This window comes from Nonomuraea dietziae (assembly GCF_014195505.1).
GTDB lineage: Bacteria > Actinomycetota > Actinomycetes > Streptosporangiales > Streptosporangiaceae > Nonomuraea > Nonomuraea roseola.
Genome location: NZ_JACIBV010000001.1, coordinates 6,563,502 through 6,586,215 on the forward strand (window position 1 = coordinate 6,563,502; position 22,714 = coordinate 6,586,215).

Annotated in this window: 20 protein-coding genes; 13 read left to right on the top strand and 7 right to left on the bottom strand. The window is 70.9% G+C overall.

The genetic code is table 11. From position 1 onward, the window contains the following. Nucleotides 1-32: 32 nt before the first annotated feature. Both FHR33_RS31440 and FHR33_RS31445 read left to right on the top strand, forming a co-directional pair. Nucleotides 33-641: a TetR/AcrR family transcriptional regulator gene (locus FHR33_RS31440; protein WP_183655408.1), complete on the top strand. Its 609-nt coding sequence runs from the start codon at nt 33-35 to the stop codon at nt 639-641. Nucleotides 642-652: 11 nt separating this feature from the next. Next, the gene (locus FHR33_RS31445) at nt 653-1,207 is read left to right on the top strand and encodes a DUF4245 domain-containing protein (protein WP_183655410.1); all 555 of its coding nucleotides are present in this window, start codon (nt 653-655) and stop codon (nt 1,205-1,207) included. A 22-nt stretch (nt 1,208-1,229) separates the two neighbouring features. Here FHR33_RS31445 and FHR33_RS31450 read toward each other — a convergent pair whose 3' ends face one another. Beyond that, entirely contained in the window at nt 1,230-1,679 is a 450-nt protein-coding gene (locus FHR33_RS31450; RefSeq protein WP_183655413.1) for a DUF6463 family protein, read from the bottom strand. 327 nt (nt 1,680-2,006) lie between these two features. Here FHR33_RS31450 and FHR33_RS31455 point away from each other — a divergent pair, with 327 nt between their 5' ends. Further along, nucleotides 2,007-2,555 carry a TetR/AcrR family transcriptional regulator gene (locus FHR33_RS31455; RefSeq protein WP_312895799.1) on the top strand — a complete coding sequence of 183 codons (549 nt, stop codon included), beginning with the start codon at nt 2,007-2,009 and terminating at the stop codon, nt 2,553-2,555. Nucleotides 2,556-2,695: 140 nt separating this feature from the next. Here the strand turns inward: FHR33_RS31455 and FHR33_RS31460 are convergent, their stop codons facing one another. Next, nucleotides 2,696-3,283 (bottom strand): TetR/AcrR family transcriptional regulator, encoded by a 588-nt coding sequence (locus tag FHR33_RS31460; RefSeq protein ID WP_183655416.1) that lies wholly within the window; start codon nt 3,281-3,283, stop codon nt 2,696-2,698. Nucleotides 3,284-3,367: 84 nt separating this feature from the next. Between FHR33_RS31460 and FHR33_RS31465 the strand changes: the two genes are divergently transcribed. Next, the gene (locus tag FHR33_RS31465) at nt 3,368-3,778 is read left to right on the top strand and encodes a nitroreductase family deazaflavin-dependent oxidoreductase (protein ID WP_183655419.1); all 411 of its coding nucleotides are present in this window, start codon (nt 3,368-3,370) and stop codon (nt 3,776-3,778) included. Here the strand turns inward: FHR33_RS31465 and FHR33_RS31470 are convergent. From FHR33_RS31470 to FHR33_RS31480, 3 genes are all read right to left on the bottom strand, one after another. Continuing rightward, a complete protein-coding gene (locus FHR33_RS31470; protein ID WP_183655422.1) occupies nt 3,775-4,008 on the bottom strand; it encodes an exodeoxyribonuclease VII small subunit in 234 nt (77 codons plus the stop codon). The two genes, FHR33_RS31465 and FHR33_RS31470, sit on opposite strands and share 4 nt — an antisense overlap. An 863-nt stretch (nt 4,009-4,871) precedes the next feature. Beyond that, the gene (gene xseA, locus FHR33_RS31475) at nt 4,872-6,092 is read right to left on the bottom strand and encodes an exodeoxyribonuclease VII large subunit (RefSeq protein WP_183655424.1); all 1,221 of its coding nucleotides are present in this window, start codon (nt 6,090-6,092) and stop codon (nt 4,872-4,874) included. A 27-nt stretch (nt 6,093-6,119) separates the two neighbouring features. After that, the gene (locus FHR33_RS31480) at nt 6,120-7,502 is read right to left on the bottom strand and encodes a hypothetical protein (protein ID WP_183655426.1); all 1,383 of its coding nucleotides are present in this window, start codon (nt 7,500-7,502) and stop codon (nt 6,120-6,122) included. Between the two features lie 101 nt (nt 7,503-7,603). On the opposite strand from FHR33_RS31480, the gene FHR33_RS31485 reads away from it, so the two are divergent. Beyond that, the gene (locus FHR33_RS31485; protein WP_183655428.1) at nt 7,604-8,563 is read left to right on the top strand and encodes a 4-hydroxy-3-methylbut-2-enyl diphosphate reductase; all 960 of its coding nucleotides are present in this window, start codon (nt 7,604-7,606) and stop codon (nt 8,561-8,563) included. A 76-nt stretch (nt 8,564-8,639) separates the two neighbouring features. On the opposite strand, the gene FHR33_RS31490 is transcribed toward FHR33_RS31485, so the two are convergent. Together FHR33_RS31490 and FHR33_RS31495 are read right to left on the bottom strand one after the other, a co-directional pair. Continuing rightward, complete coding sequence (locus FHR33_RS31490) at nt 8,640-9,164, bottom strand: DUF6542 domain-containing protein (protein ID WP_183655430.1); 525 nt, start codon at nt 9,162-9,164, stop codon at nt 8,640-8,642. Nucleotides 9,165-9,203: 39 nt separating this feature from the next. Beyond that, entirely contained in the window at nt 9,204-10,460 is a 1,257-nt protein-coding gene (locus FHR33_RS31495; protein ID WP_183655432.1) for a DNA recombination protein RmuC, read from the bottom strand. Nucleotides 10,461-10,556: 96 nt separating this feature from the next. Between FHR33_RS31495 and FHR33_RS31500 the strand changes: the two genes are divergently transcribed. From FHR33_RS31500 to FHR33_RS31535, 8 genes are all read left to right on the top strand, one after another. After that, the gene (locus FHR33_RS31500; RefSeq protein ID WP_183655434.1) at nt 10,557-11,288 is read left to right on the top strand and encodes a hypothetical protein; all 732 of its coding nucleotides are present in this window, start codon (nt 10,557-10,559) and stop codon (nt 11,286-11,288) included. Between the two features lie 11 nt (nt 11,289-11,299). Beyond that, on the top strand, nt 11,300-12,376 hold the full coding sequence (gene ychF, locus FHR33_RS31505) for a redox-regulated ATPase YchF (RefSeq protein WP_183655436.1): 1,077 nt from the start codon (nt 11,300-11,302) through the stop codon (nt 12,374-12,376). A gap of 153 nt (nt 12,377-12,529) precedes the next feature. Further along, complete coding sequence (locus tag FHR33_RS31510) at nt 12,530-12,832, top strand: hypothetical protein (RefSeq protein ID WP_183655437.1); 303 nt, start codon at nt 12,530-12,532, stop codon at nt 12,830-12,832. A gap of 588 nt (nt 12,833-13,420) precedes the next feature. Continuing rightward, a complete protein-coding gene (locus tag FHR33_RS31515; protein ID WP_312895800.1) occupies nt 13,421-14,170 on the top strand; it encodes a conjugal transfer protein in 750 nt (249 codons plus the stop codon). Nucleotides 14,171-14,235: 65 nt separating this feature from the next. After that, nucleotides 14,236-14,493 (top strand): hypothetical protein, encoded by a 258-nt coding sequence (locus FHR33_RS31520; RefSeq protein ID WP_183655442.1) that lies wholly within the window; start codon nt 14,236-14,238, stop codon nt 14,491-14,493. Between the two features lie 101 nt (nt 14,494-14,594). After that, nucleotides 14,595-17,840, top strand: a complete 3,246-nt coding sequence (locus FHR33_RS31525; protein WP_183655444.1) for a TcpE family conjugal transfer membrane protein — start codon at nt 14,595-14,597, stop codon at nt 17,838-17,840. 132 nt (nt 17,841-17,972) lie between these two features. After that, the gene (locus FHR33_RS31530; protein WP_183655446.1) at nt 17,973-20,447 is read left to right on the top strand and encodes an ATP-binding protein; all 2,475 of its coding nucleotides are present in this window, start codon (nt 17,973-17,975) and stop codon (nt 20,445-20,447) included. Further along, nucleotides 20,444-22,714 (top strand): type IV secretion system protein, encoded by a 2,271-nt coding sequence (locus FHR33_RS31535; protein ID WP_183655449.1) that lies wholly within the window; start codon nt 20,444-20,446, stop codon nt 22,712-22,714. The genes FHR33_RS31530 and FHR33_RS31535 overlap by 4 nt, the downstream gene beginning before the upstream one ends.

Genomic DNA, 22,714 nt, shown 5'->3' on the forward strand with positions numbered 1-22,714 from the left:
ATGCCCGGTCAGCGGAGGATAATGTGCCTGCCATGAGCAGCGATGTGGAACGCCTGGCGACAGGGCGGGGCGCCGCCACCCGCGCGGCCCTGCTCGACGCGGCTCGCGAGGTGTTCGTGGAGAAGGGCTTCGCCGAGTCGGGCGTCACCGACGTCGTCGCGAAGGCGAGGGCCAGCGTCGGCAGCCTCTACCACCACTTCTCCGGCAAGGCCGACCTCTACCTGGCGCTGTTCGAGGAGTTCCAGGCCCGGCAGTCGCAGCGAACCAAGCAGGCGGCGCGCGAGCTGCGCGCCTCGGGCGAGAACGACCCGATGCGCGTGTTCGTCGCCGCGGCCCGCGCCTACCTCGAGGGGTCGCTGGAGGAGCGCGAACTGGCCGCGCTGTTCCTGCGCGGCGACGGCCCTCCCGGATTCGAGGTCATCATGCGCGACAGGCTGCGCACCTGGGCCAAGCTCAACGCGACCCTGTTCGAGGGCGACGAGGCACTGGTCGTGGTCATCACGGGCGCGCTGGCCGCCGCCGTCTCCCAGGTCGTGCTGTCGGAGGACGGCAGCGCCGCGCGCCGTCTCGCCGACGACGTGCTGGCCATCATCAGCCGGATTCAGCCGGTCACTTCGGCGGGCGGCGCCTCCACCGGGTAACCTCGGCGTTCGTGCGACGGTTCACTCAAGGTTTCTACGGCTACGCGTTCGCCCTGCTGGTCTGCATGGGCCTCGCCGTGATCATTGTGGTGTCCGCGCCCACGGGCAGGGAGGGGCAACACGTCCCGCGCCTCGACTACACGATCACCGTGGCCAACTACAACAGGTCGGTGCCGCACGAGGTGCGGGCGCCCGCCAAGGATCCGGCCGACTGGATCCCCAACAGCAACAGGATCGCCAAGGGCGCCGACGGCTCGTCGGTCCTGTCGGTCGGCTACGCCACGGCTCCCGACGCCGAGGGCGAGCGCCACCACGCGATGATCGTCCAGGGGTCGGAGAAGCCCGCCCCCGCCTTCGCCAGCCGCATCGCCAACACCGACAAGGCCATCGGGACCGTGCAGATCGCGGGAGAGAGCTGGGAGAAGCGCTTCCGCGAGGACAAGAACCAGCGCACGCTGGTCCGCTTCCTTCCCGACGCCACGCTGATGGTCACGGGCACGGCCGACTGGCCCGAGCTGACCGCGCTGGCCACCACCCTGAAGCCGCAGCCCAAGCCCACGAGCTGATCGAGGAGGTCGGCGGCGCGCGTCACGCCAGGTCCATCTCCCGCTCGCGAGCTGCTCCTGACCGATCGTCCTTTCGCGCCGCCACGATGACGAGCGCCCCGGCGATGACCCCGGCGAAGTACGGACTCGGCACCAGAAGGACGCCGCCCAGCGCGCACCACGCCGCGAGGCCCCAGCCGATTCCGGCGGGCACGGCCACCCCGCGTCCGGCGAGGTGCCACGTCAGGCACCCCAGGAGAATCAGGGGTACGGCGAAGCTCCCGGGACCGGCCCAGAAGGTGACGCTGTTCCGGAAGGACTCCACCGTCTCGGCCCCGTCCGCGAGCATGAGCGGGACGGCTGCCCACACCCCCCGATCCACCCAGCCGGTGATGCTCTCCCAGGCGGTGAGCGCCAGCAAGGACAGGTGCCCCGCTCCCAGCACGAGCATGATCCCGCTCGCCCAGCGGAGCAGCCGCTTTCTGGACTTCATCGTGACTTCCCTTCTTCGTACGCCGCCTCCGCATGATTGCGGGGCGCCAAGCTCGTTCCCAGCGCCGGGTCAGGGCTGGGTGGACGAGATGAGCTATCGGAAAGGCCGCTTCGCGGGTCCACCGACGATCGGCGTCGTCGGGGGCGTCGTCGGGAAGTCGCGGGCCCGGCTCCCAGCGAAGTCACCGGTGAGTTCCTGGACGCGCCACGGCTGCTCGGCGTGAGTCGTGGCACCGTGGCCCCTCCGATCTATACGGTGTCGTACATTTCATGTGTACGGTAACGTACAAATGAATCGCCCAGCAATGGAGGTGGCCCGATTCCCGCTGTGGCCCGCACGACACGAGCTCGCTGGGTAGAGGCGGGCCTCGAAGCCCTCGCCCAGGGAGGACCCGACGCCGTCCGTGTCGAGACGCTCGCCGCCAGACTCGGCGTGACGAAGGGCGGGTTCTACGGATACTTCAACGGCCGTCCCGCGTTGCTCGCCGAGATGCTCGACGAGTGGGAACGCCGCTGCACCAGGGAGATCATCGCCCAGGTCGACGCTGAGGGCGGCGACGCCGTCGAGAGGATCAGGCGCGCCGGCCAGCTGAGCTTCTCAGAAGGCTTCCACCGGATCGATCTCGCGGTACGGGCCTGGGCCCGCCACGACCAGTCCGTCGCGGAGCGCCTGCGGCGTATCGACAACGAGCGCATGGAGTTCCTGCGCGCGATGTTCGGCACCTTCATCACCGACGCCGACGAGATCGAGGCACGTAGCACCCTGGCGTTCGCGCTCGCGATCGGCCGCCACTTCATCGTCGTGGACCACCCCGGGTACACCAGGCGCGAAGCCGTCCACCTCGCCGGAGAGCACCTCTTGCGCCCGCCGCGCTGAACGCCCGATTCGCGCCTCATCGCCGTCGGCCGGACGGGCCCTCGTGGTCGCCCGCCATGACCGGCTCGGCGGCTCCGTCGTGCGCCCCCGCCGAGCGTCGTTCTTGGGCTCGAAGCCGCGCGCGGCCGGCCACGTGAGGATCACAGCAGGCGCAGCAGGTCGTCCAGGCCCGACTTGATCTGCTCGGCGCTCATGCCGCGCTCGGCCTGCTGGTACCCGATCAGGCAGGCGCTCAGCGGCGCGAGCAGGGCGTCGGCGAGGAAGCGGGCGTCGGCCCCCGGCCTGGCCTCGGCCAGCAGCGTGGCCAGGTGCGTGTGGTGGACCATGTAGGGGCCGCTGAACCTCGCCTTGGACGAGCCCATCTCCAGCAGCACGAACAGTTCCTGCTGGGCCACCTTCCTGTCGACCAGCGCGTGGAGGAAGGCGCGGATCCGCTCGGCGGGCGGAGCGCCGGGGCCGATCGGCGGCGGCCCCGTCATGAACGCCTCCTGCAGCGCCCGCTCGCCCGCGTCGATGAGCGCGTAGATCAGCCCCGATCTGTCGCCGAAGCGCCGGTAGACGGTGCCGACGCCGACGTTCGCCTCGCGGGCCACCTCGTCGAGGGAGAGGTTCGCGGCGCCGTTGGCCTCGACCATCCTGGTCGCGACCTCGATGATCCTCTGGCGGTTGCGCGCGGCGTCCGCCCGCTCGGCAGGAGGCTGGCCCGCGATCGGCAGTTCACGCGTCATCGCTGCATCATAGTGCTTGTAAGCGGAGACATCTCCGGTTATCCTCCGATCCGGAGACATTTCCACTTAGAGGAGAGGCTGGCCATGCCGTCCGAGTTCAACGAGAAGGTCATCGAGGAGTTCCGCGCCAACGGCGGCAAGGTGGGCGGATACTTCGAGGGCTCCAAGCTGCTCCTGCTGACGACGACCGGCGCCAAGAGCGGCAACCGCGTCACGACGCCGGTGATGTACCTGCCCGACGGCGACCGCCTGGTGATCATCGCGTCGAACGCGGGCGCGGACAGCCACCCCGCCTGGTATCACAACCTGCTGGCCAACCCCGACGTGACGGTGGAGGTCGGCACCGAGTCCTTCGAGGCCAAGCCCGAGCACATCGAGGGCGAGGAGCGCGACCGCCTCTACGCGGCCATGGTCGCCGTCGCCCCCGGCTTCGCCGAGTACGAGGCCAAGACCAGCCGTCGCATCCCCGTGGTGGCGCTCACCAGGGTGGCCTAGAAGGGCGCGTCGTCGTCCTGCTGGCCGGGCTCGGCCCTGCGGGCCATGGCGGCGGCCAGCTTCACCCTGGCGCCCTGCAACCACTCCTCGCAGATCGCCGCGAGCTTCTCGCCCCGCTCCCACAGCTCGATGGACTGCTCCAGGGTGAGCCCGCCGGTCTCCAGCCTGCGCACCACCTCGGTCAGCTCCTCGCGGGCCTGCTCGTACGACGGCGTCTCATTCTTAGCCACCGCACCACCCTAGGGCGCGCACCCGACAGATTCGTCCGCACACCGCCGCTGACCGTCCCGAGCGCTCCACCCGCCATCTCGTACCGCCCACCGTCTGGCTCCCCCTCGTGCGCTCCACCGTCTGGTGGGCTCCCGCTGGTTGTGCGCCCACCCCGCCATCTCGGACGGTTCACCGTCTGGTGGGCTCCACCTCGTTGTGTGCCCACCGCGCCCGCCATCTCGTGCCGTCCCCGTCTCGTGCGGCGACGCCCACCATCTCGTACGGCAAGCCGCTCACGCGCCTCCCGATCACGGGGTGCCGTCCGCCGAAGGCGCGCCGCCCAGCAGGACTCCGGTGGCCCGCCGTCACGGCGCCCACCACCCCTCGAACACCTCGACGGGCTCTCGACGGGCTTCAGCCGCCTGCCAGGACCTCGTCCCCTTCGGACCCCGGCTCCGATGAACCCTGGCTCCCCTGAACCCTGGCCACTCGGACCCCGGCTCCCTCGAACCTCGGACCCGGGCTTCCTCGAACCTCGGACCCGGGCTTCCTCGAACCTCGGACCCCGGCCACATCGGACTCCGGCTTTTCGGACCCCTGGCCGCTTCGGACCCCTGGCCGCTTCGGACCCCTGGCCGCTTCGGGCCCCTGGCCGCTTCGGACGCTGGCTTCCTCGGACCTCGGCCCTCATGGACTCTGGCCACCTCGGGCTCCGGCGTCTTGGACCCCTGACCACCTCGGGCTCCGGCCGCGCGCACCCCGGCGACCTCGGCACCCCCGCGCTCTGGAACCTCGGAGGCGGGTACCCCGGATCGGCGCGTCAGCCTTCGACGGCTCGGGTTCGCAGGCTCGATATGGGTGTCGACGGCCGAGGATGGGTGGGTCAGGGCTCGGCAGGTTGGTCCGGGTCGACCGTCACGGGGAGTCTGCCGTCGGGGAGCCTGATCGTGAGCTGGTCGCCTGGCGAGACGTCCCGCGCCAGCCGTACGACCTCGCCCGACGGATGCTGCACGATCGCGTAGCCGCGCTCCAGCGTCGCCGCGGGAGACAGGGCGACCAGCCGGGCCCGCAGGTGGACGAGATCGTCCTCCGCGCGGTCGAGGGAGCCGCCCATGACCCTCCTGGTGCGCTCCCTCAAGGCGTCGACCTGCTCGGCCCGCCGTTCGAGCTCCCTGACGGGATCGGCCAGCGATGGACGGGAGCGGACCGAGGTGAGCCAGGCCAGCTCCCTGTCGAGCCACCCGCCCATCACCCGCCGCCCCCTGTCGCGCAGCTGCTTGACGAGCGTGAGCTGCTCGCCGACGTCGGGGACGACCTTCTTGGCCGCGTCGGTCGGTGTGGAGGCGCGGACGTCGGCCACCAGGTCGAGCAGCGGGCTGTCCTGCTCGTGCCCGATGGCGCTGACGACCGGGGTGCGGCAGGCCGAGACCGCGCGGACCAGCGACTCGTCGGAGAAGGGCAGCAGGTCCTCGAGCGAGCCGCCGCCGCGCGCGATGACGATGACGTCGACCTCGGTGTCGGCGTCGAGCTTGCGCAGCGACTCGGTGACCTCGCCGACCGCGTAGGGGCCCTGGACGGCCACCTGTTCCACCTTGAACCGGACGGCCGGCCACCGGCGACGGGAGTTCTCCAGGACGTCGCGCTCGGCGGCGGAGTCGCGCCCGCAGATCAGGCCGATCGTGCCGGGCAGGAAGGGCAGGCGGCGCTTGCGGTCGGCGCTGAACACGCCCTCCGCCGCGAGCACCTGCCGCAGCCGTTCGAGACGGGCCAGCAGCTCGCCCACCCCGACGGGGCGGATCTCCAACGCGGTGAAGGCGAACGAGCCCCTGTTGACCCAAAAGTCGGGCTTGACGTTGACCACGACACGCGCCCCGTCGGCGGGACGGGGCACGGCGGCCTCGTAGACCCCGCGCGGGCAGGTGACTCTGGCCGAGACGTTGGCGACAGGGTCGCGCAGGGTCATGAAGACCGTGCCGCCACGCGCCGTCAGCTCGGTGATCTGGCCTTCCACCCACACCGTGCCGAGCTTGCCGATCCAGCCCGCGACCATCTGCAGGACGGTGCGGACCGGTAGGGGCTGTTCCGGTGTGGTCTTCGCGCTCATGGAAGGAAGGCTAGAGGGCGCGACCGACTATTCGGCGGCGTCGAGCTTGGTGAGGCGGTTCTCGTACATCCGCACGACCTCCGCGCGGGCGCTGGTGGCCCTCTCGAAGGCGAGCATGTCCTGGATCTGCGCCGCGGACTTGCCGCGCATCCTGGCCCGCAGCGAGGCCACGGTGAGGTCGGCGTATCCGGGCAGCGGCTCGATCAGCTCGCGCTCCTTGGCCGCCGCGGCGGACTCGGCCTCCTCGGCGACCGCCGCAGTGGCCTTGGCCGCCTTGGCCAACCCCGCCTCGGCCTCGACCTTGGGCTCGGTCGCGGGCTCGGCCTCGAGCTTCGCCCTGGAACCGGCCTTGGACTCGGGCTCGGCGGTGGTGGAGGTCTGCTTGGCGGCCTTCGCGGGCTTGGCGGCCTTGGCCGCCGGCGCGGCCTCGGACTCGACCTCGGCCTTGGGCTCGGTCGTGGCCTCGGGCTGGGCGGTCGCGGGAGCCTGCTTGGCGGCCTTCGCGCTCTTCGCGGGCTTGGCGGCCTTGGTGGTCGCGGTGGCCTTGGCGGGCTTGGCGGCCTTGGCAGGCGCCTCGGCGACGGCTTCGGCCACCGCGTCGGCCACGGCCTCGGCGGGCGGCGCGGCCACGGTCTCCACGGCGACGGCGGGCTTGACCTCGCTCTCGACGGGGGCGTACGCGGGCTCGGCCGTGACGGCGGACGCGAGCTTGGCCTTGGAGTCGGTGGAAGCGGCAGTGGCCGGCTTCGTCTTGGGCTCGGCCGGAGCGGCGGAGGTCTTGGCCTTGGGCTCGGCCGGAGCCGCGGGCGCGGGGTTGGTCGTGGACTCCGCCGAAGTAGCCGAAGCCGAAGTCGAGGCTGAAGCCGCGGGCTTGGCCTTGCTCTCGGTCTGAACGACGGGCGAGGGCTCCGTCTCGGCCGAGGCCGAGGTGGTGGCCGACGACGAGGGCGAGGCGGGGGCCGCGGGGGCGGGCGCGGACGTTTCGGGCGTGGTGGTGCTGTCAGCCGGGGTGACGGGCTCGGGCTTGGCGGCCGAGCCGTTCGCGCTGCCGTCCCTGGAGGGCGTGAAGATGACAGGCTCGGGCTTCGCGGGCTGCTCGGCGGCCGGCTTGTCCTGGCGGGGCGCGAAGATGACAGGCTCCCTGCGAGCCGGCTTCTTCTCCTCCTCCACCTCGGCCGTGGCCGCCGTCTTCTCGGTGGCGGAGGAACGCTCGCTCTCCTCTTCCTCCTCGTTCCTGCCCGCCAGCCCCTTGACGGCGTTCTTCACCCGGTCGGCGAACAGAAGGGCCTGACCTGCGGCGCTGAGTGTCGTCTGGATGACGAAGAGCGGCACCTCCTTCGCCTTCTCCTTGAGCTCTTCACGATTGGTGACGGTTTTAGCGATGTTGCGGACAACGTCACTGAGAGACATGCCGGGCTCCCTGGGAGGTCAGTATTGGACGGCCAGTCTGGCAAACGCCCGTATCGGCGGGCACGGGCGGGCCGGGTGGCCTCTCCACGTAGCATAGGAACATGGAGCCAAAGACCCCCGCCCGACGTGTACTCGTAGCCAAACCGCGAGGCTACTGTGCTGGAGTGGATCGTGCAGTCGAGGCGGTCGAGAAGGCCCTCGAGCAGTACGGCGCGCCGATCTACGTGCGCAAGCAGATCGTGCACAACACCCACGTCGTCAGGACGCTGGAGGAGCGTGGCGCCATCTTCGTCGAGGAGACCGCCGAGGTTCCCGAGGGCGAGATCGTGGTGTTCTCCGCTCACGGCGTCTCCCCGATGGTCCACGCGGAGGCCGGTCAGCGGCAGCTGCGCACGATCGACGCCACCTGCCCGCTCGTCACCAAGGTGCACAACGAGGCCAAGCGCTTCGCCAATCAGGACTACGACATCCTGCTCATCGGTCACGAAGGGCACGAGGAGGTCGAGGGCACCGCGGGTGAGGCTCCCGACCACATCCAGCTCGTCGACGGCCTCGACTCGGTCGACAGGATCCAGGTGAAGGACCCGAGCAAGCTGGTGTGGCTCTCCCAGACGACGCTCTCGGTCGACGAGACCATCGAGACCGTCACCAAGCTCAAGGAACGCTTCCCCACGCTGCTCGACCCGCCGAGCGACGACATCTGCTACGCCACCCAGAACCGCCAGGTCGCGGTGAAGGAGATCGCGGCGCAGGCGCAGCTGGTCATCGTGGTCGGCTCGGAGAACTCCTCCAACTCCAAGCGTCTGGTCGAGGTCGCCAAGGGCTTCGGCGCCGCCTCCTACCTCGTCGACAACGCCTCCTTCGTCAAGGACGAGTGGCTCGAAGGCGTCACCACGGTCGGCGTCACCAGCGGCGCCTCGGTGCCCGAGGAGCTGGTCGACGGCGTGCTGGCCTACCTGGCCGGCCACGGCTTCGCCGACGTCGAGGAGGTCGAGTCGGTCAAGGAGAGCATGCGCTTCGCCCTGCCGCACGAGCTGCGCAAGGACCTTCGCGCGAACTAGCCTCCATCACCTCGAAAGCCCTCGTGCCCTAACCGGCCGAGGGCTTTCCCGCTCCTTAGGGCGGTCGGAGGAGCGGCTATTCGTCCGTGACGCGGGGCGTGCCGTACACCTTGGGCTCGAAGTAGCCCTCGGGCTCGGGGGCGAAGGCCTTCTCCTTGCTGGCGCGGGGGCGCGGCACGTCCGCTCCTGCCCGCAGCTCCTCGCGCAGCTCGCGGACGTTGGCGGGCAGCCCGCGCTTCCACGCGACGGCCAGCACCAGCGCCGAGCCGGCGAACAGCCAGGGCGCACCGGCCGACAGCGAGGTGAACAGGCCGAGCGCGAGCGCCTGCGCGAGCGAGGCGTTGCCGAGCGCGCGGCCCAGCTCGACGATCAGCGTGGCCACGAAGAAGATCATCGGTGGCGTGACCACCAGCGACAGCAGTTCGCGCGGGTTGACCAGCGTGACGCCGACCAGGCACGAGCCGATGAAGGCGAGCCCCACGAGGATCGGCATGTCGAGCAGCGCGGCCAGCACGTAGCCGGCCAAGGTGCCGATGAGGACGAGCGCGATGGCTCCGCGGGCTGTCAGCCTGACGGCCGAACGCCTGCCTTTGTCACTCATGAGCCCGCCCCCTTACCAGCGACCTGCCGCCATCGTGCGTCAGGACAGGTCGCCAGCCAACTTACCGTTCGCGTGAGATATCAGAGACGAGGTTTCCAGCAGTTCGGGGGAGGCGAGGGGCCGCGGCAGGTGCTCGAGCATGTCGGGGGGGTCGAGCTCACCGTCCACGACGCCCAGATCGTGCAGTTTGCGCGCCGTGACCAGCACCCTGCTCTCCAGGGAGCCGACCGTCTTGTTGTAGGACTCCACGGCCCTGGTGAGCGCCTTGCCGAGCGACTCGACGTTGCGCCCGAGCGACGACAGCCGCTCGTAGAGCTCCTTGCCCAGCTCGAAGACGGCGCGGGCGTTCTCGCTGAGCGCCGCCTGCTGCCAGGCGTAGTGCGCGGTGCGCAGCATGGTGATCAGCGTGGTGGGGGTGGCGATGTGCACGCGCTTGTGCAGCGCGTACTCGAGGAGCGAGGGGTCGCGCTCCAGCGCCGGTGCGAGGAAGGCCTCGCCGGGGATGAACAGCACCACGAACTCGGGCGAGGGGTTGAAGGACTGCCAGTAGGCCTTCGCGGCCAGGCGGTCGACGTGCTCGCGGACGTGCCTGGCGTGGGCGTCGAGCCTCACCGAGGCCAGCGACTCGTCGCCGGTCTCCGCGGCCTCCAGGTAGGCGGCGAGGGAGACCTTGGAGTCGACGACGATGTTCTTCCCGCCGGTCAGCCGTACGACCATGTCGGGACGGTGGGGGCCCTCGACGACCTGCTCGTCGAAGTCGCAGAAGCGCTGCATCCCGGCGATCTCGGCGACCCTGCGCAGCTGGAGCTCGCCCCACCGGCCTCTGGCCTCCGGCCGCTGCAGCGCCCGCACCAGCGCCGTGGTCTGGGAGCGCAGCTGGTCGTTGCTCTGCCTGACGTACTCCATCTGCTGCGTCAGCTCGGCGCGCGCGGCCCTGTGCCCCGACTCGGTGTCGCGCAGCTGGCTCTCGACCCGTGCCAGCAGGTCCTTCAACGGTTCGACCAGGTGCTCGACGGCCTGCCTGCGCTGGTCGAGGTCGCCGGTCGCCTCCGCCCTGCTGGCGGACATGCGGGTCTCAGCCAGCTCGAGGAAGCGGATGTTGTTGACGTCGAGGGCGCGCGTCGACAGCGACTGGAAGCGCTCGGCCAGCTGCTCCTCGACGTAGACGAGCTTGTCGGCGGCGGCCTTGGCGCGGGCGTCGGCCTCGGCCACGCGTACGGCGGCGCGGGTCCTGGCCAGGAGGAAGCCGACCGCGATTCCGAGTGCGAGGCCGATGAGGAGCGAGACGACATCCATTGTCCGCATCATTCCAGGGGGTCGTGGTCAAGGTCGTCCCGACACGCCTGCCGCATTCCGCTTGTGCGCGACGTCCACGTCACTCAGAGTACCCGTATGGTCACCGGTCGGAAGATGATGGTCGCGCTAGCCGCCACGGTCGTCGTCGCGGCGCTCGTCGTCGCCGCCGCGGGAGCGGTCATCGCCGCCCGCGGGCGCGACACGGGACAGAGCGCCACCGCCGGCTCGCCCACGCAGCGCACGCTGGTCTGGGCGCCGGGCGCGTGCGTGAGCAGGAACGGGTCGAGGTTCGACCTGACCGCGTGCAACGGCGGCCACGCCGAGGTGCTGGCCCTGGCCGCCGACCCGCCAGGCCTCGACGGCTGCCCCGCCGACACCGACGAGATCGTCCGCGTGGGCAAGGGCAGGACCGCCTGCCTGCAGTACTTCCTCGACCCGCACCCGGGCCGCCCCGGCGGTGGCGGCGGCGTCCCGCGCGCGGGCGACTGTCTCGGCCGCGACGGCCGCGAGGTGCCCTGCTCCACCAAGGGCTGGTACGGCAGAGCGGTGGCGATCGTCTCCCGCATGGACGCCTGCCCCTCGGGAACGCTCGACGCGCTGGCGATGGACGACAGCGTCGCCTGCCTGGGATCGGAGGGCCAGGTGCCGGTCGAGGGCGCGTGCGTGAGCGCGAAGGTGGCGCGGGTGTCGTGCGACTCCAGGCTGGCCTGGGCGAGGGTGACGGCCTTCGGGAAGTCGGGCGCCGACTGCCCTGAGGGCTCCGACCGTTACGTCACGGCACGAGGCGCATATCGGCCCGTGACCTGCCTGCACCTTCTGAGCAAGTAAACTCGGGCCACGTGAGCCTCAGTATCGGCATCGTCGGCCTGCCCAACGTCGGCAAGTCCACCCTCTTCAACGCGCTTACCAAGAGTGCCAACGCTCTCGCGGCCAACTACCCGTTCGCCACGATCGAGCCGAACGTGGGCATCGTGGGCGTGCCCGACGACCGTCTGGCGGTGCTGGCCAAGATCTTCGGCTCGGCCAAGATCCTGCCCGCGAAGGTCGAGTTCGTCGACATCGCGGGCTTGGTGAAGGGCGCCTCGGAAGGTCAGGGCAGGGGCAACCAGTTCCTGGCCAACATCCGCGACACCGACGCGATCTGCCAGGTGATCAGGGTCTTCAGCGACCCCGACGTCACGCACGTCGACGGTGAGATCTCGCCCAGGCGCGACATCGAGACGATCAACACCGAGTTGATCATGGCCGACCTGCAGACGGTCGAGAAGGCCATCCCTCGCCTGCAGAAGGAGGCGCGGACCAACAAGGACAAGAAGGCCGCGCTCGACGCCGCCGAGGCGGCACTGAGGGTGCTGGAGACCGGCAAGACCATCTTCGAGAGCGGCCTCGACCGGGGCGAGCTGCGCGAGCTGCACCTGCTGACGGCCAAGCCGTTCCTCTACGTCTTCAACCTCGACGCGGACGAGCTCGTCGACACCGCGCTCAGGCAGCAGCTGTCGGAGCTGGTGGCGCCAGCCGAGGCGGTCTTCCTCGACGCCAAGATCGAGTCCGAGCTGGTGGAGCTGTCCGACGAGGAGGCGCTGGAGCTGCTGCAGTCCGTCGGGCAGGAGGAGTCGGGTCTCTCGCAGCTGGCGCGGGTCGGGTTCGAGACGCTCGGACTGCAGACCTACCTGACGGCGGGTCCCAAGGAGACGCGCGCCTGGACGATCAGCAAGGGCGCGACGGCCCCCGAGGCGGCGGGCGTCATCCACACCGACTTCCAGCGCGGCTTCATCAAGGCGGAGGTCGTCTCCTTTGACGACCTGGTGGAGGTGGGCTCCATCGCCGGCGCCCGCTCGGCGGGCAAGGCCCGCATCGAGGGCAAGGACTACGTCATGCGCGACGGCGACGTCGTGGAGTTCCGCTTCAACGTGTGACCGGGTGGGCCCCGCTGAAAACCCCAGCCCGGCATGACCGGAACGGGTCCGGTACAACCGGGACAGTATGGGGCGTCAACCCCTTCCGGTTCTGGCGCGTCGAATCGTCACGGCGATTGCGCTGACTCGGGAGGACAGGTCATGATCCGTCGCATGCTCAGGAATCGGCGTCCCACCACGCCCTCGCTGGCGAGCATCAGTCTGGAAGAGGAGCTGACCCTGCTCAGGGTGGAGCTGATGTACGGCCTCCGCGTCAGCAGGGAGGCCTATCTCCGCAGGAAGATGGAGGAGCGCGAGGAGGTGGTGCGTAGGATGCACCACCGCGACGCCCAGGCCATGCTCGCCGACCTGCGCCGCCGGCTCGACAAGGTGAAGCCCCAGGGCGACGCGCCGAGGGTGATCGATCTGCGAACTCGGCGGCACCTGCGCTCGGTCGACGGGCCTGGCCCGGCCTGAACACCCCCGCTGACCAGGCCAGCTGTCTCCGGGAGGCGCGGCTTATACCAAATGCGCCGGTCGCGACAGTGCCTATGCTCTTTGGACAGCAATCTCTGGCCGTCGGGTAATGCGGCCATGCCGTCTGGCCTGGTCAAATGCCAATTCCACAGGAATGGGGCAGGAGTCAGCACTTCGCCCTGTCATGCACACTCGGTTTGCCCCTGCGCGGCGATGCCTGCAGCATGGGCGTGGCTTTCCTGGAACAATTGGCGGGACTCGATAGGGTGACTGCTTCACCACGGATGATGCGACACCGCGCCAGCCGGGGGGATCGGCGCGAGCGGAGGCGTGATGGCTCGTAGGTCAACCGTCCAGCACGATCCTCGGATCGCTGGCGACCCCGAGCTTTCGGCATACCCAGAGTTCGACCAGGCGCCCCCCGGCGCCAGACGCGGCGCCAAGCGCGGCGGGTGGTCGGGCGGCGGCGGACGCTGGCTCGTCTGGACCGGCCGCGCCATTCTCTGGGCGCTTATCGTAGTTATCGTGGTCAATGGGGTTCGTGCACCATTTGAGCGATTTACCGAGTCGGGCGCACCCGCGGCGAATGTGCCCACGGCGACAGGGCAGGCATTTCCCTCCGAGCGCGCCTCCGCGTTCGCGACCCAGTTCGCCAGCATCTACCTCAACATGAAGTCCGAGGAGCTCGACACGCGCAGCAGGCAGCTGGCACCGTACCTGCAGTCGGACGAGGACCCGCAGTTCGGCTGGGACGGCTACGGGCGCATGTTCGCCGCCAATCTCCAGCCGTTCGGCGTGGAGGTCGTCGACTCCAACAACGGGGTCGTCACGCTGGCCTTCCAGTCGGGCGCCCGCAGGTTCCTGCTGTCGGTGCCGGTCTACTACTCGGGCGGCAGGTTCGTGGTCTCGGGGCGTCCTGCGCTCCTGCCCGCGCCCGCCCCCGCCGACCTGCCGCAGGTGGCCCAGCCCGAGGGCGACGAGGCCGCCGAGGCCGAGCTCCGCCCGCAGCTACAGGGTTTCTTCAAGGCCTACGCCGACGGCAGCTCCGACCTGTCGCGCTACCTCGTGGCGGGCAAGAGCCTGCCCAGCTTCGGCGGAGCCTTCACCTTCGTCGAACTCAAGAGCGTCGTGGTGCCTGTGGGGGGTGCCACCAGAGAGATCCAGGCAGTCGTGGTGTGGGGCGTGCCGACCGGCGCGACCCCCTCGGCCACGCCCGGCGCCACCGACCCGAGCGCGGTCGGCGGCCGCCTCGAGCAGGCCTACCGCCTCACTGTCGAGAAGCAGGGCGACAAATGGTACGTCGAAGACATCCGCGGCGCCGGTCGGGCCGTTGGATAGACGCACGACCGCGCTGCTGATCGGTACCCCCCGGGAGGACCAGAGTGAAAACAATCATCCTGAACATGATCGAACTTGCGACGCCGTCGCCCGCCCCGACCGGCGTCAACACCGAGGGGCTCGCCGACTTCCTGCGCGCCTTCTTCGCCCCTCTCTTCCTCGTCGTCGTCTCCGTGGTCGCGCTGTTCTTCCTCTTCACGCGTGAGATCACGAGATTCGTACAGTTCCTGATTCTGGCCGTGGCGATCGGCGTGATCTTCTACGTTCCCAACATCATCGAGGTGACGGCCAAGGCGATCGCGGGGGCGCTCGGCATCAAATGAGCACCTCTCCCTGTCGGTAACGGGAGGGTTGAGACCGCTCTGGGGCGGTCATTGAACGAGAGGCAGCGGCGGCTGCGAGCGAGGGCGGAGAGGAGGACCGCGTGGACCTGCCTACCTATACGAACATCTGGCGCATCGAGAAGCGGCTGTACAAGCTGTACGACCTGCGGCTGCCCATGCCGCTCCCGATCGTCTGGATCGGCGTCTTCGTCGGCGTGCTCGCTCCTTGGTCGCTGTTGCTCTGGCTGGTGGGCATCTCCTTCGAGGCGCCGTGGCACGTGCTCTACCTGGTCCCGCCCGGCATCGTGACGTGGCTGTCGACCCGCCCCGTCATCGAGAGCAAGCGGCTCACCGAACTCCTGCAGTCGCAGCTGCGCTACATGGGCGAGCCGCGCTCCTGGTGTCGCCTCACGCCCTCGGGCGAGCCCGAGACCGTCGTCTTCTCCGGCAGGGTGTGGCGCGCCGCGCCCGCTCCCGTCCGCGTCAAGGCGCGCGCGGGGGCCCGCAGGCGCCAGGCCGTCCCCGTCGCCGACAAGGCCCGTGAGGTACGGCCCGCCGTCGCCGCCGCTGCCGCCGCCGCGGGGCGCGCTCCGGTCGCCGAGCCCGCCACCCTGCGCAAGGGCCTCGGTGGCGCGACGGGCCGCCGTCGCCGCGCCCTCGCGCCCGCTCTGACCCCCGAGACGGCTCAAGGGGCCGCGCTGCCGCAGACCGCCGCCTCCGAGCCCCTGACGCGACAGGACACGCCCTCCGAGGCCGCGGCGCAGCGCGGCACGCCGGTGGCACGGCAGGACACGGTCTCCGAGCCCGTGGTACGGCAGGGCGCGCGCTCAGGGACCGCCGCCCGGTGGGTGGAGCAGGATGTCGAGGCGCGTGAGGAGGCCCGTGAATCCTCCCGCGTGGCCGAGGCTCGTCTCGGGTCCGCCTCGGAGGTCGCTCTTCCCGGAGCCGTTTCCAGGGCCGAAGGGGCTCCTCGCGAGGCCGACGGGCCCCGTCCCGCGACCGCCTCCCGGTGGGGGTCGCGATCCGAGCCTTCAGAGGCTCCCACCCCTTCGCCCGCCAAGCCCATCGGCACGGAGGCGCTCCGGCGGCTGCGCAGGCTGGCCGCGACCGCGGACGCCCCCACCCCCTCCGACCCCACCCCCGCCCTCCCCGCCGACCGCAGACCTGTCACGCCAAGACACACCCCCGAGATCACCCCGGGCTCCGTCACTCCCGGTTCTGTCACCCCCGGCACAGTCACCCCCGACCCGGTCGGCCCTGAGCTCGTCGGGCCTGAGCTCGCCACCCCGAGCGCCCTCGGCCCCGAGGCGGTACCCGCCGAACCCGGCGGCTCGCGGCCCGTGCGCGCCGAGGCTGTCGACCCCGACCTCGTGCGCGCCGAGGCCGCAGGACCTCAGCCCGTTGACGGGGAGATCGCCGCGCCCGAAGACGCTCGTTCCGGGGATGCCCGTTCCGGGGCGGCCGGTCTCGAGGCGGCGGGTTCCGGGGATGCCCGTTCGGAGGCGTCCGCTCCGGAGGCGGTTCGTTCCGGGGATGCCCGTTCGGAGGCTGCCGGTCTCGAGGCGGCGGGTTCCGGGGACGTCCGTTCGGAGGCGTCCGCTCCCGAGGCGGTTCGTTCCGGGGACGCCCGTTCCGGGGCGGCCGGTCTCGAGGCGGCGAGTTCTGAGGGCGCGCGTTCTCGGGCGGCCGGGTTCGAGGTCGGGGCGTCCAAGGCGGTCGAGCCGGTGGCGGGCAAGGCAGGGGACATCGTGGACGTCGCCCAGGCCGAGGACCAGGCGCGCGATCAGCACCGCAAGGGACAGCCGCCGAGGACCGGCGCCGTCGTCCTGCCCGCCTCGCCGCGGGTGTGGCCGCCCACGCCTTCCGCCAAGCCGCCCACGCCTTCCGCCAAGCCGGCCTCGTCCTCCAAGCCCGTCACGCCCGTCTCCAAGCCCGTCACGCCCGTCTCCAAGCCCGTCACGCCCGTCTCGAAGCCGCGCGTCCTGCCCTCGATCGCCCAGGGCCTGCCGACGCCCGCCGAGAGTCAGGACGGCCCCGCCCAACCGGCGTCCCCGGCCACGCCGAGGCCCATCGCCTCGACGCCCAAGCCGCCCCCCATGACACCCCCTCGGGGCGCCCCGCTCAGGAGCGCGCCGCCGACGGACACGCCCCCCAGGGCCACCCCGTCCAGGGCCATCCCGTCCAGGCCCACGCCGCCCACGAGCACGCCGTCCAAGGCCACCCCGCCCGCGAGCGCGCCGTCCAAGGCCACCCCGCCCGCGAGCGCGCCGCCCGCCGGCACGCCATCCAGGACCGCGGCGGAGCTGCCCAAGGGGCAGCCGCCTCCGCTCTCCATCAGGGCCGTCCCCACCGCGGGCGCCCCGACCACTCCTGCCAACCCCGGCGCGGCCGTCCCCGGACCCCGCAACGAGGCCAGGGTGCGCAGGGTCGAGTCCGTGGTCGGACGCGACTCCTCAGGCGGCTGGCGCAGGCTCGCCCAGGTGGTCGTCGGCGGTGGCGGCAGCCGTACGGACGGGTCTGAGATCGACGAGGCGCGCACGCGCGCGGTCTTCGGCGGCAGCAGACGGGTCGTGGTGCTCGGGTGCACGGGCGGCGCGGGACAGAGCACCACCGCGCTGATGCTCGGCCACACCTTCGCCCACTACCGTGACGACCGGGTGCTCGCGGTCGACGCGAGCACCGGCGGCACCACACTGACCAGCCGCATCAAGGTCGACTCGCCCGAGACGCTGACGAGCCTGCTGTCGGGGCTCGACCAGATCAGCGGCTACCTGAGCATGCGGGCCTTCACCACCCGCACGGGCAGCGGGCTCGAGGTCGTCGCGGCCGACACCGACATCGGCGCCGAGCAGCGTCTGGCCGACCGCACGCTCTACTCCGACCACCGGCTCGGGCAGGCGATGCGGCTGCTCGACCATCACTACAAGCTGGCCGTCATCGATCCCGCCCCTGCTCTGGCCGCGCGGGTCCTGCCGTACGCCGACCAGTTGGTGCTGGTGGTGCCGGCGAGTGAGGACGCGGCAGAGGCGGTGGCGATGACGTACGAGTGGCTCGACGGGCACGGCTGCGCGGACCTGCGCAGGCGGGCGGTCATGGTGGTCAACGGGGTGAGCAGGCGCAGCATGAACGACGTCGAGCAGGCCGAGGCGGTGGCCAGGGGCAGGTGCAGGGCCATCGTCAGGGTGCCGTGGGAGGACGACCTGGCGCAGGGCGGCACCGAGCCCGTGGAGCCAGGACGGCTGCGACCGGCGGGACGGCGGGCCTACCTCGCCATGGCCGGAGTCGTGGTCGCGGGATTCGCATCAGCACAGAGCACCCGTCCCAGCGAGGAGGAAGTGGCCCAGTGACCCCCCGGGCACCCAGTGAGAAGCGCGCAAAGCGGACCGCCATCGCAGCGGGCAACGGGCATGACGGAGGTATGGCGGTCTGATGAGCACGCTTCTCGCCGGCCGGCGAAGCTCATGCGCAGAGGGGGCGGCATGAGCAGGTCGACTCGGGCGCACCAGCGCCTGGCGGTCCGCTATTTCGACGATCGCATCCTGCTGACCGAGAGCTCCGCGTGGGCGTACTTCAGGCTGCCGACGGTCAGCTACGAGTTCGTCACTCCTGAGGAGCGCGAGGCGCTCGCCACCAACATCACGATCGCGCTGGCGGCGATCCGCATGCCGGACGCCGAGGTGCACCTGCGGGTCGCGCACCGCACCTATCCCGCGGCCGAATGGGCGATGGCGCTCAACTCGACCTCGGACGAGGGCCCCGGCTGGCGCGACTACCTGGAGGAGATGTACCGGCACGTCTGGGCCAAGGACTTCTGGTCGAAGGAGGTCTACCTCGGCGTACGGCTGGGCCCCCGCGGCAGGCAGCTCGGCGCGGGCGTGCTGTCGCAGCTGTTCGGGTTCTACCAGCGCAGCGAGAAGGCGCTCGGCCTCGACGACGACCACGTGCCCGACAGCGAGATCTCCAAGTGGACCGATCAGGCCGAACGTCTGGGCAGGGCGCTGGCCTCCAGCGCCCTCTACGCCCGCCACGCCACGTCGGGTGAGGTCGCCTGGCTGTTCAGGCACGCGGCGACGGCCTCGCTCGGCGATCCGCCCGCCAGCGCGAGCCCGAAGCGCCGCTGGGGACAGGGCGAGATCGAGTCGCTGGTCGAGGGACAGATCCACAACGGCAGGTCGTTCCTGCGCATCGTGCAGCCGCAGGGTGACTCGTACGTGGCGCACCTGTCCTTCGCCCGCTTCCCCGACCTGATGCCCTTCCCCGACGGTGAGCCGTGGATGCACTTCGCCGACCAGCTCCCCTTCCCCGTGGAGGTCTCGAGCAGGATGCGGCTGATCCCGCCGGTGAAGGCGTCGAAGGACGTCGCGCGCAAGCTCGCGCACGCCCGCGACATGGACATCCACATCCGCGAGGCGGGCGCCGAGGCGCCGATCGCGCTGGCCGAGCAGATCGATGCGGCCCGCATGCTGGAGCACGGCATCACGAAGGAGCGGCTTCCCTTCGTGTACGGCTGGCACCGCCTCATCGTCAGCGCCCCGACCGAGGAGATCTGCCTCCAGCGCGTCGAGGCGGTCGTCGAGCACTACCGCGACATGGGCATCGACATCGTCAACTCCACGGGCGACCAGTTCTCGCTGTTCTGCGAGGCGCTGCCGGGTGAGAAGGTGACCGTCAACGCCTACGCTCAGCGCCAGCCGCTGCGCACGATCGCGGGTGGCATGGCGACCGCGACCGTCGACCTCGGCGACAGGATCGAGACGGAGGCGGGCTGGCACGGGCCGTACATCGGAGAGACCGTCGGCCGCGCCCGCAGCATCGTGCACTTCGACCCGCTGGTGGCCGCCTCGCGCAACAGGCCGACGGCCATCGCGATCACAGGGGAGCCCGGCGGCGGCAAGACCACGCTGGCGCTGCTGATGATCTACCAGATGGCTCTGCGGGGGGTGACGGTCGCGGTGATCGACCCCAAGGGCGACGCCGAGTCGCTGGTGCAGTTGCTGCAGAAGCGTGAGCGCAAGGCCAGGATCATCCCGCTGGGCTCGGCCTCGCCGGGGCTGCTCGACCCGTTCTCCTTCGGAGACGACATCGCGGCCAAGAAGACGATGGCGACCGAGACGCTGCGGCTGCTGCTGCCGCGCATGTCGGAGGAGCGCGAGTCGGCGATGATCCAGGCGGTCGCCGCGGTCTCCAACGCGCCCGATCCCTCTCTCGGCAAGGTCGTCGACTTCCTCGAGCACGCCGACGACGCGGCCTCGAAGAACCTCGGGGCCGTGCTGCGCTCGATGTCGGAGATGCATCTGGCCAGGCTCTGCTTCGACCCGTCCGGCGGCGAGCAGATCGACTCCGAGGGATGGACGACCGTCTTCACCCTCGGCGGCCTCACCCTGCCCGACGCGGCGACGGGCCGCGACGACTACTCCTACGAGCAGCGGCTGTCGGTGGCGCTGCTCTACCTCGTCTCACAGTTCGCCCGCAGGCTGATGAACGGCCTCGACCGGCGGGCGCCCAAGGCGATCTTCCTCGACGAGGCGTGGGCGATCACCTCCACGCCCGAGGGCGCCAAGCTGGTGCCCGAGGTCAGCCGCATGGGCCGCTCGCGCAACACCGCGCTCGTCCTGGTCTCGCAGAACGCAGGAGACCTCCTCAACGAGCAGGTGACCAACTGTCTCTCCTCGGTCTTCGCCTTCCGCTCCACCGAACGGGTGGAGGTCGACCACGTCATGGCTTTGCTCGGCGTGGAGGCCTCGGAGGAGCACAAGGCGGTTCTGCGATCTCTGGGCAACGGCGAATGCATTTTCCGCGATCTCGATGGCAGAGCGGGCCGCATAGGCGTAGACCTGATCTCCGACGAGCTGCTGCGGTGGCTCGACACGAACCCGACGCACGACAAACCCGGGGAGAACGTGCATGATCATATTCGCGGGGGAGTGACAGGAGCGCAGGAGGTACGTTCATGAAGGGCCGACTACGCCGGCGGCTGACGCTGGCGCTGGTGCTGCTCATCGGCGCACTGGCGCTCCCGCTCGCCCTGCCCTCGGGCACGGCGGCCGCCGCCGCTCCGTTCTGTGACCTTTCACCTGACCTCGCCCCGCAGCTCGTCGGCAGCGGTGTCGACGGCCTGCTGCAACCGCCGCCCCCCGAAGGGGCGGCGGCACCGCAGGCGACCACCAACTACGCCAGGTACGGCATGAGCGGCCAGTTCTGGCACACCGACGGGCTCGGGTGCAGCGACGTGGCCGCCGTGCTCGGCAACTCCTGGGCCAACATGATCTTCGACTGGGCGAAGGCCGTCGACCGGTTGACGATCACGACGTACCAGGCGGCGGCGACAGAGGGGCCGCTGCAGTCCATCAAGGACGTCGTCGACGACATCGTCGAGAACCTCGCCGACGCCATGTACTGGCCGTTCCTGCAGCCGATCATCATCCTGGCCGCCATCTGGCTGGCCTGGTACGGCCTGTTCAGGCGCAGGGCGTCGGTCACCACCGAGGCCGTCGTGTGGATGGTCCTCGCGGTCACCGTCGCGGTCTGGTTCTTCAGCCGTCCCGGGGACTTCACCGGGCTCGGCAAGATCGTCACGGACAAGACCACCGAGGTCGTCAACCAGGCCTTCTCCGGTCTGCCCGGCGCGGGCGGCACCTCCTGCCTGCCCACCAAGGGCTCGGCGGACGAGAAGGTCATGGAGGGCGGTTACGGCAGGACGGGCACCCCTGGCGTCGACCAGAACGCCGACGCGCTGTGGTCCACTCTGGTCTGCAAGCCGTGGCTGGTCGGGCAGTTCGGCACCTCCGACCCCAACGCGCCGGTGATCCGCGACTTCGGCGCCAAGCTGCTCGACATCCAGGCGATCGACAAACAGGAACAGACGGGCCAGACACCCAACAGCAACGCGCACCAGGCCGCCTACGAGGAGATCGCGACCCCGCTGCGCACCACCTCCATCTACTTCCTGTTCCAGGGCAAGGACTGGAGCGGCAGGCTCGGCATCGCCATCGGCGCGCTGCTGGCCGCGCTCATCGCGGGGCTGCTCATCTTCCTGGTGGCGGTCTCGCTGCTGGTGCTGAAGGTGGGTTTCCTGCTGTTGCTCATCATGGGGCCGGTGTTCCTGCTCATCGGCGTCCATCCGGGCAGCGGGCGGATCATCGCGATGCGCTGGGTGGAGATGCTGGTGGGCACCCTGCTCAGGCAGGCCGTCCTGGCGCTGGTGCTGGGCGTGCTCGTGTACGGCTACGCCCTGATCATCTCCACCGCGCTGCCATGGGGCATGCAGATCCTGTTCATGGCGCTGCTGACGATCGCGGTCTTCTTCTACCGGCGACCGTTCCAGCACCTGTTCGCCTCGATGAGCGGCCACACGCTCACCACCAGGATGCTCGGCGAGGCGGCGTCCTCGCCGATCCTGGAGCGGGCGGCCAACACGCTGCCGCCCGTCGCCGTGACCAAGGCGGGCCGCTGGGGCCTGCGCAAGGCCGAGCCGGTTCTGCAGGCGGCCGCCGCGGGCAGCACCGCGGGCGCCTCCGCCGCCGTGGGCGCCGCGGTCGCTCAGGGCAGAGTGAGGGGCGAGGAGGGGGCCGCCGCCGGTGGCGCCGCAGGCACCCGTGTGCCCGCGCCACTGGCCACCGACCCCGACGGCAAGGGCGGCGCCAGGCCGGCGCCCGCCCAACGCGCGGGCGCGGCCCCGCCGCTCAACCTCAGCACCGGCCGTACGGCGAGGCCGCCGCGTGCCGGTGCGGGCGCGGGCGGGTCGGCAGGGGGCGGTCCCGTCCGCTCCGGCGGCTCGGGAGGCTCGGCGGTGCCCGGCGGTTCCGGAGGCTCCGGCGGGGCGGGCGGCGCCGTCTCCGGCGGCTCACGCGGCTCCGGCTGGTTCGGCGGCAGGTCCGGTGGCGGCTGGGCCTCGAGAAGCGGCTCGGGCGGCTCCTCCGGCGGATCCACCCGCTCGGGCGGCTCGTCCGGCGGATCGACGCGCTCGGGTCGCGGGTCCCGGTCGTCGGGCGGGCTGTTCGGCGGCGGGTCGGGCTCCTCTTCAGGCTCGTCCTCTCGCGGCTCGTCCCCCTCACGTGGTTCCTCGGGCGGATCCTCCGGCGGCGGACGCCCTGCCGACGTGCCCCAGGCTCGCTCCTCGGAGCCGCCGCCGCTGTGGCTGCCCAGCCGCAAGAGCGAGGGCAGGAGTGAGGAGCCTCCCGTGCCGTTCTGGCTCAGGCCCAACGGCCCTGACAAGGACTGA